The 6,837-nt window shown below is 40.6% G+C and carries 11 protein-coding genes; 7 read left to right on the forward strand and 4 right to left on the reverse strand.

Translation table 11 applies throughout. The features are described from left to right. Positions 1-182 precede the first annotated feature (182 nt). From V7K67_RS14535 to V7K67_RS14560, 6 genes are all read left to right on the forward strand, one after another. The gene (locus V7K67_RS14535) at positions 183-323 is read left to right on the forward strand and encodes a hypothetical protein (RefSeq protein ID WP_335167092.1); all 141 of its coding nucleotides are present in this window, start codon (positions 183-185) and stop codon (positions 321-323) included. A gap of 46 nt (positions 324-369) precedes the next feature. Then, complete coding sequence (locus tag V7K67_RS14540) at positions 370-882, forward strand: helix-turn-helix domain-containing protein (RefSeq protein ID WP_334732316.1); 513 nt, start codon at positions 370-372, stop codon at positions 880-882. Continuing rightward, on the forward strand, positions 866-1,573 hold the full coding sequence (locus V7K67_RS14545; protein WP_335167093.1) for a transposase: 708 nt from the start codon (positions 866-868) through the stop codon (positions 1,571-1,573). The genes V7K67_RS14540 and V7K67_RS14545 overlap by 17 nt, the downstream gene beginning before the upstream one ends. Positions 1,574-1,711: 138 nt before the next feature. Next, positions 1,712-1,897, forward strand: coding sequence for a hypothetical protein (locus V7K67_RS14550; RefSeq protein WP_334729068.1), 186 nt, complete (start codon positions 1,712-1,714; stop codon positions 1,895-1,897). A gap of 233 nt (positions 1,898-2,130) precedes the next feature. Beyond that, entirely contained in the window at positions 2,131-2,940 is an 810-nt protein-coding gene (locus V7K67_RS14555) for a hypothetical protein (protein ID WP_335167095.1), read from the forward strand. Between the two features lie 250 nt (positions 2,941-3,190). Next, positions 3,191-3,613, forward strand: a complete 423-nt coding sequence (locus V7K67_RS14560) for a hypothetical protein (protein ID WP_335167097.1) — start codon at positions 3,191-3,193, stop codon at positions 3,611-3,613. A gap of 157 nt (positions 3,614-3,770) precedes the next feature. On the opposite strand, the gene V7K67_RS14565 is transcribed toward V7K67_RS14560, so the two are convergent. From V7K67_RS14565 to V7K67_RS14580, 4 genes are all read right to left on the reverse strand, one after another. After that, positions 3,771-3,998, reverse strand: coding sequence for a hypothetical protein (locus V7K67_RS14565; protein WP_335167099.1), 228 nt, complete (start codon positions 3,996-3,998; stop codon positions 3,771-3,773). Positions 3,999-4,183: 185 nt separating this feature from the next. Continuing rightward, positions 4,184-4,585 (reverse strand): oxalurate catabolism protein HpxZ, encoded by a 402-nt coding sequence (hpxZ, locus tag V7K67_RS14570; RefSeq protein ID WP_335167101.1) that lies wholly within the window; start codon positions 4,583-4,585, stop codon positions 4,184-4,186. A gap of 68 nt (positions 4,586-4,653) precedes the next feature. Beyond that, complete coding sequence (locus V7K67_RS14575; protein WP_335167102.1) at positions 4,654-5,907, reverse strand: MFS transporter; 1,254 nt, start codon at positions 5,905-5,907, stop codon at positions 4,654-4,656. 27 nt (positions 5,908-5,934) lie between these two features. Further along, on the reverse strand, positions 5,935-6,438 hold the full coding sequence (locus V7K67_RS14580; protein WP_335167104.1) for a sulfite exporter TauE/SafE family protein: 504 nt from the start codon (positions 6,436-6,438) through the stop codon (positions 5,935-5,937). Here V7K67_RS14580 and V7K67_RS14585 point away from each other — a divergent pair. After that, positions 6,414-6,837 (forward strand): AI-2E family transporter (locus V7K67_RS14585; protein WP_335167106.1); only part of this gene is annotated, 424 nt, incomplete at its 3' end. The two genes, V7K67_RS14580 and V7K67_RS14585, sit on opposite strands and share 25 nt — an antisense overlap.

A 6,837-nucleotide genomic window follows, 5' to 3' on the forward strand; every position in this document is an offset into this window, starting at 1 on the left:
ACGATTAGCTCCAAAAGTATTAAATTTGAACGAGAGCGATCGCTCAGAACTGCAACAGTTGGTAAACCGACACAATGCCGCGCAACAACTAGTACACCACGGCGGAAATAAACCAAGTATTATTGTGAGAAACTAAGAAAGTAGAGTCAAAGCAGTTTAGGCTGAAAACAAGGGAAGCAGGTGTGGCACGATTAGCTCCAAAAGTATTAAATTTGAACGAGAGCGATCGCTCAGAACTGCAACAGTTGGTAAACCGACACAATGCCGCGCAACAACTAGTACACCACGGCGGAAATAAACCAAGTATTATTGTGAGAAACTAAGAAAGTAGAGTCAAAGCAGTTTAGGCTGAAAACAAGGGAAGCAGGTGTGGCACGATTAGCTCCAAAAGTATTAAATTTGAACGAGAGCGATCGCTCAGAACTGCAACAGTTGGTAAACCGACACAATGCCGCGCAACAACTAGTACTACGTGCAAAAATAATTCTCCTAGCGTCAGAGGGGAAAAATCATGGTGAAATTGCGCGGATATTAGATATAAGTCTTGATATGGCTCGTTTATGGCGAAACCGATGGTGTGAAACTAGCGATAAAGAGTTGTCTATTTTGCAGAGATTACAAGACTTAGAGCGTATTGGCGCACCAGTAAAATTTAGTATGGAGCAAGTAATCGAACTATTCGCCCTTGCATGTTCACCACCGTCCGACTATGGACGACCAATAAGTCATTGGACACCAAGAGAATTAGCAGACGAAATTATCAAACAAGGGATAATTGAAAGCATATCCGTCCGTCATCTGGGAAGATTATTACAAGAAGCAGAACTTAAACCCCACCAGAGTCGCTACTGGTTAACCCCCCCCTGTGGACGAAGAATTTGACGCAAAAGTTGAAGATATTACTGGTTTATACATCAACGCCATTGAACGTTATCAAAACGGAGAGCGGACAATATCCATTGATGAAATGACTGGGATTCAGGCTACTGAGCGTCTAGAAAAAGATTTACCAATGCGGCCAGGTTTAGTTGAAAGACGGGAATTTGAATATATTCGTCATGGGACACAAACTTTAATAGCTAATTTTGATGTTGCCACTGGTAAGATTATCGAGCCTAATTGTGGAGATTCCCGAACCGAATCCGATTATCTCCTCAATATTCGTCGAATTATTGAAAGTGACCCCAATGCCAAAAAATGGCATTTAATCATGGATTGTCTGAATACTCACTCCTCTGAGTCGCTGGTTCGTTTGGTTACACAAAGAGAAGGTTTGAATATTGACTTGGGTATTAAGGGCAAAAGCGGCATCCTCAAATCCATGAAATCCCGTGCTGCTTTTTTAACTGATCCAACACATCGAATTGTTTTCCATTACACACCCAAACATTCTTCTTGGCTCAACCAAATTGAGATTTGGTTCAGTATTTTGGTTCGGAAATTACTCAAGCGTGCCAGCTTCAAAAGTCAGGATGACCTCAAAACTCGAATTCTTGAATTTATCGACTATTTTAATAAAACAATGGCCAAACCTTTTAAGTGGACATATAAGGGTAAAGTCTTGGCCATCTAATACTTGGCTTATTTCCGCCGTGCTGTACTAGTCAGGCGCTCGCCTACACCACTCACTGACATATCGCAATCAATCCCCCAAACATTAAATGAGCTTGAAAGTCTTCCTTCACAAGGCTCGTTGGGGCTGAAGCTCAAAATGCACCTTGGGCTAGATAGCGCTGGGGACTTCTACAGTGAGTTAGTCTCCCAGCTTGGTGAGGCTATTGGGATAGCTGATGGTGAGCCTTACACAGAACGCATACCTGGGGCAGTGGCTATTCTTTGGGTTAAGTTTGCAGACGAGTGCAGGTCTATATTGTGCGATTGGATAGAAGCGGTTTAAGTAATGTTGTAATGTTGTCATAAAGCTTTGTTCGAGGAATGTTGTGCAATTTTTGGTCATGATCTTACCAATTTAGGAAGAAAATTTTTAGTATTTTTGCTACTATCCTAACAATGTCTATGTAATTACCCATATTCAAAACTTCTGACTGTTATGCTCATCTTTGCTGATTACTGAACATAACTATTGTGCATTCATCAAGTAATCGGGGTGAAGCAAGCAATAGTCAGTCCGTGTCCGCTACTAATAATAGAGAGTTAAAAACACGATTTGTAATTGTCAATAAAAATTGGATTTTATCAGATATTTTTTACCCCCCTCAGATGATGTTTACACATTTCAATGCTAACTTCACGCGCATCGATGAGATAGTTCCTAATATATATAAGCTTTCTATCTCAAATAATAAAAAGTTTGTTTTCAGTCAATTCCTTATCCTTGATGAGCGCCCGATGCTTATTCATACAGGTCGCTCAAATTGGTTCGAGCAAACTTATCAGCTTGTTTCGTCTGTCTGCGACGCTTCAAAACTTCATTACATTGCCTTGTGTCACCTTGAAGCTGATGAGTGCGAAGCGCTTAATCAATGGCTTGAAGTAGCTCCTGAAGCCAAAACAATTGTGAGTCCTCTGAATCAATCCAACATGGATGACTTTGCATTGCGACCAACAACAGTTCTTAAAAATAACTTTGCTCTTTCCTTGGGCAAAAGAGATATTATACTTATTGAAACTCCCCATTTTCCTCATGGATGGGAGGGTTGTCTATTCTATCAGCCGCAAGAGCAGATCCTTTTTTGTTCCGATCTTGCTGCTCATCCTGGTCAGTTCGAGTCGCCTATTACCGAGAAGGATCTTACAGAATCTATTATTAAATTTCAGCAAAAAGTTGGGTTTATGTCTGAAGGGAAAAGCTTCACTCGAGGAATTGAGGCAATAGAGAAGCTACCCATTAAGTACCTTGCAACAATGCATGGTTCTATTATCTACGGGGAGTCCATCTCGAAGCTTCTTTCAAAAATGAAACAAACCTTTGGTTCTTAAACCTCTCCAGTTGTCAGATTCAAGCACAGCCCAATTATTGATCAATCAATTAATCTGAGAGAATTCGCCAACAGTATCAGGGTCTTTTAAAAGAGCTAACCTGCACTCAAGGCTTTTAGCTTGCGCTTCATTAACCAGGATTTAATTTGCTCGTGGCATAGTGCGTAAAAAACGAGACTAGTTGTGGTGGAGCTACGCTTGGGACAAGAATCTCTCGCTAGAACCAGGAAAATAGTTCACGTTGATATGGATGCTTTTTACGCATCGGTGGAACAGAGGGACAACCTCTACTCGGATTCAGTTTGAGTATCTTGAACAAACTATTGAAGGACTGGCAAAACAAGCCGTAGGCAATCGCGCTTTTAGAAATGCTTTTAAATTAGGTGCTGCTAATAGACTTGTAAGTAGGATTCTTGAGAATCGGGATCAACAGAAAAATCAAGGGATTGCTGGAACTATTGAATCGGTTGCAGTACCCGCTATTATCGTGCAAGCGCTCTACGAAAAACTAGAATCTGAGTTAGAAGCATATCTAAACAAGGTGAAAGTTAAACAAATGGCGGCACCATCAATTGGTTCAAAAGACGGATATTTCTCTGGGATATCTGCGGCTGATTCTGTCTCTCTTAATCGCCAAGTTAATAGCAGTCAACAGCACTATCTACCAGGTTAATTAAAGCGTGTCAGAAGATAGCGGCAGTGATGAGAGTAGATTAACGAGTGATTGACCTCATGCAGTGCCAAAGATGATCACTGTAGGCAAGATTCCCAGTATTTGTACAGACGTGTAAATAGTTATAAAAGTATAAACTAGATCTAGTAAAAGATGATTATAGTAAATTTATATACTCTATTGATGTGAATAACTCGGTAGAGTATTTTTGTGAAAGCGCGTCTACCGTAAGCGATCGCCTCTTTTGTGCCTTTGTTAAAACCGCCCTCCACAGCCTACGATCGCTAGCTTGGGGTAATGGTGCATCATATCTGACCAAATTTTGATAACCATTGGTTAACACGCATTCAGCTAAGGGTGTTGCATTGGGCTTGGTTGATTGCATCTAATCCTTAAATACTCCAGTTATTATTTGATACAATTATTTTTGCTTTCTAATCTTGATTAGCTAACAATTTAGGATAACAAGTGCTGAAGAACCTTATTTTTAATGATTTGAAATCAGGTGAAGCTAGTATTATCGGCACTCACTATCTTTTCTGGAAGCTAATGTCTAACTAAAAATGCTAGTCATAGTTTTGAAAGTGACACTGGCAATAATGAAACATGGGCTGAAACCACCGTCCATCCTTCAGGAAACCTATACCAAGTCTGGCTTTGTCGCCCGAAACGTTCTACACCATTAATATTGCGGCGAAACTCTAAAGTCACTGTTGCTGCATCTTTCCCAAAGGTTACAACCTTGAGATTCGAGATTTCTCGCTCTATTTTTGGGTTTGGTCGATTCTGGCGAAAGTTACGAATTTCATCGCTGCCATAGAGGTTTTCTGTGATGCCAAACCGTATTACTTCGGGCGCATCCCAAAACAAGCTATCCAGCACCTCCAAATTGTTATTAGAAAGCGCTTCTTCATACTTGAGGGATAAATCAGTTACTTCAGCTAAAACAGTAGGGTCATTTATAGTAGTCATTGTTGTTACCAATTTTTGATGTTATGGCTGATTATGCACTCTTTTAAATCGTCAGAGCTATTTTTCTTTTAAGCTCCTTCAGTACGTAAATTCAGACGAACCAGATCGCGAAAGGTGGAGATTTGCTGCATAAAGAAAATTGAGCCTGCAATACAAATACTTGCACCAAGGATGACAGTATTGCTACTACCAATTTTGCTTGCTAGTGCGCCAGATATTAAGTTACCTATAGGTACTGCGCCTGTAGATGCCATAACGTAAAGACCGGTAATTTGCCCGCGATTTTCATCGCTCACTAACAACTGAAGCAAAGTACGTCCGGCAATAATCTGCAAAATAAAGCCGAAACCATCTGCAAATAATGAAAGCAGTGAAAGCCAGAAGACACGAGATAGGGCAAAGACAATTAAGCTTACCCCCATAAAACCTATACCCAAAGCTAGAACTTTACCCGATTCCAATATATTGCTATGCTTGGTTAAATAGATACCACCTGCTAAGGTTCCCAAACTGGAAGCTGTCATCAAGAAGCCGAAGGTATTAGGGCCGCCCTGCAAAATCTCCTTGGCAAAAATCGGCCCCAAAGCTAAATAAAATCCCCAGACGCAGCAAACTAAAGCCGAACCAATTAAGACTGATCTAATTGGCAAAAACCCAAATGCATATTTAAAACTAATTTTTAATTCTTCTAAGGGTTTGCGTTTGGAAATAACGGCTTTTCTAGATGTCAGCCGTATTGCTAGCAGAGCAATAATTACAGCGATGTAACTGATGCTATCAATCAGGAAACATAGCCCCGATCCCAGCGCTACAATTAATAAGCCTGCAATCGCAGGACCTACCATACTGGTCACACTCACCAGGGAAGAGTATAAGGCAAAGGCATTACCAAGATTTTCCTTACCAACTGTTTCGGGAAGAAATGCTTGCCGAGTCGGAATATCGAAGGCGTTGATAATTCCTTGCAGGACACCAAGAATTGCAATGTACTCGATATTAATCGTACCGCTTAGGGCTAGCCACGTTAGAGCTAAAGACTGAAGCATTCCTAGAATTTGGGCAACTAATAGAATTTGGTGACGATTCCAGCGATCGGCAATGATTCCACCCAGAGGAATTAATAAAAGTGTGGGAATTTGGCTGGCAAATCCCACTAGACCAAGTAACCAAGCGGAATCGGTGAGGCGATATATTAACCAACTAATAGCCACTTGAGTCATTGACGTACCAATCAAAGAAATTGCCTGACCTGTGTAGTACAGGCGAAAATTTCTGGAACTAAAAGCCCGGATCATGACTCGTGATTTTTTTAATGCTTCCATATATCACTCCTGAGTAGTTCCCAGTTCTTAACCGTGAATAAAAAAGTAAGCAGTCATGCTGAAGGCAACAATCATGACAAATTTCCGAATTAAGTGGGGTTCAAGTTTACGAGCATAATGGGCGCTTAAGTACCCACCAAGAAAACCACCGACTGCCATTAAAATAGCTTGATGCCAAGCAATCACACCTGCAAAAATAAATGGAACGATCGCAATACCATTGATACAACTCCCAAAAAATGTCTTGAAAGCATTCATTTTGTGAATACTTTTGATACCTAAAAATGTCAGAGTTGCCAGCATTAAAATCCCTAAACCTGCACCAAAGAAACCGCCATAGATGGCGATCGCTAGTTGAGCCAATACCAAATTAAACAACGGTACAGATTCCGGTGATGTATTCTGCTTTTGACGCAGCAACCACTTTTTGAACGGTTCGCCAAAGGTAAATACCAGGGTTGCTAGCAGCAATAGATAGGGAATCAGCTTTTTAAAGACATTTGATTTTGGGGATTCCGTCAGCACTGCCATTTGGGATTATTACAGGTTTATTTGAAATAATTTCTTATTTTGGTTCGATTATTGGTGCTTTTTTACCAGCATTAGTAGCATTGAGTATTTCACCGCTAAAGCTAGTATTTGTGTTGATACTTTTCTTTGTAATGAATCAAATAGATGCCCATGTAGTTCAGCCTTTGGTGATGGGTCAGCAAGTTAATATCCATCCAGTGATGGTGATTGTAACATTTTTGGTAATGGGTAAGCTATTTGGATTTATTGGTGTGCTGCTTGCAGTACCTGCGGCAGCAGTGATAATTACCCTTATTGATGAGTTTACTGTACGTTCGCTTATTTTGTCAGGGCAAGGGGAATTAATACCTGACTGTGTAAGGTTTCAAGGTGATTGTGGAGATCCTAAAACCATCACCG

The organism is Nostoc sp., from assembly GCF_036917155.1.
GTDB lineage: Bacteria > Cyanobacteriota > Cyanobacteriia > Cyanobacteriales > Nostocaceae > Nostoc.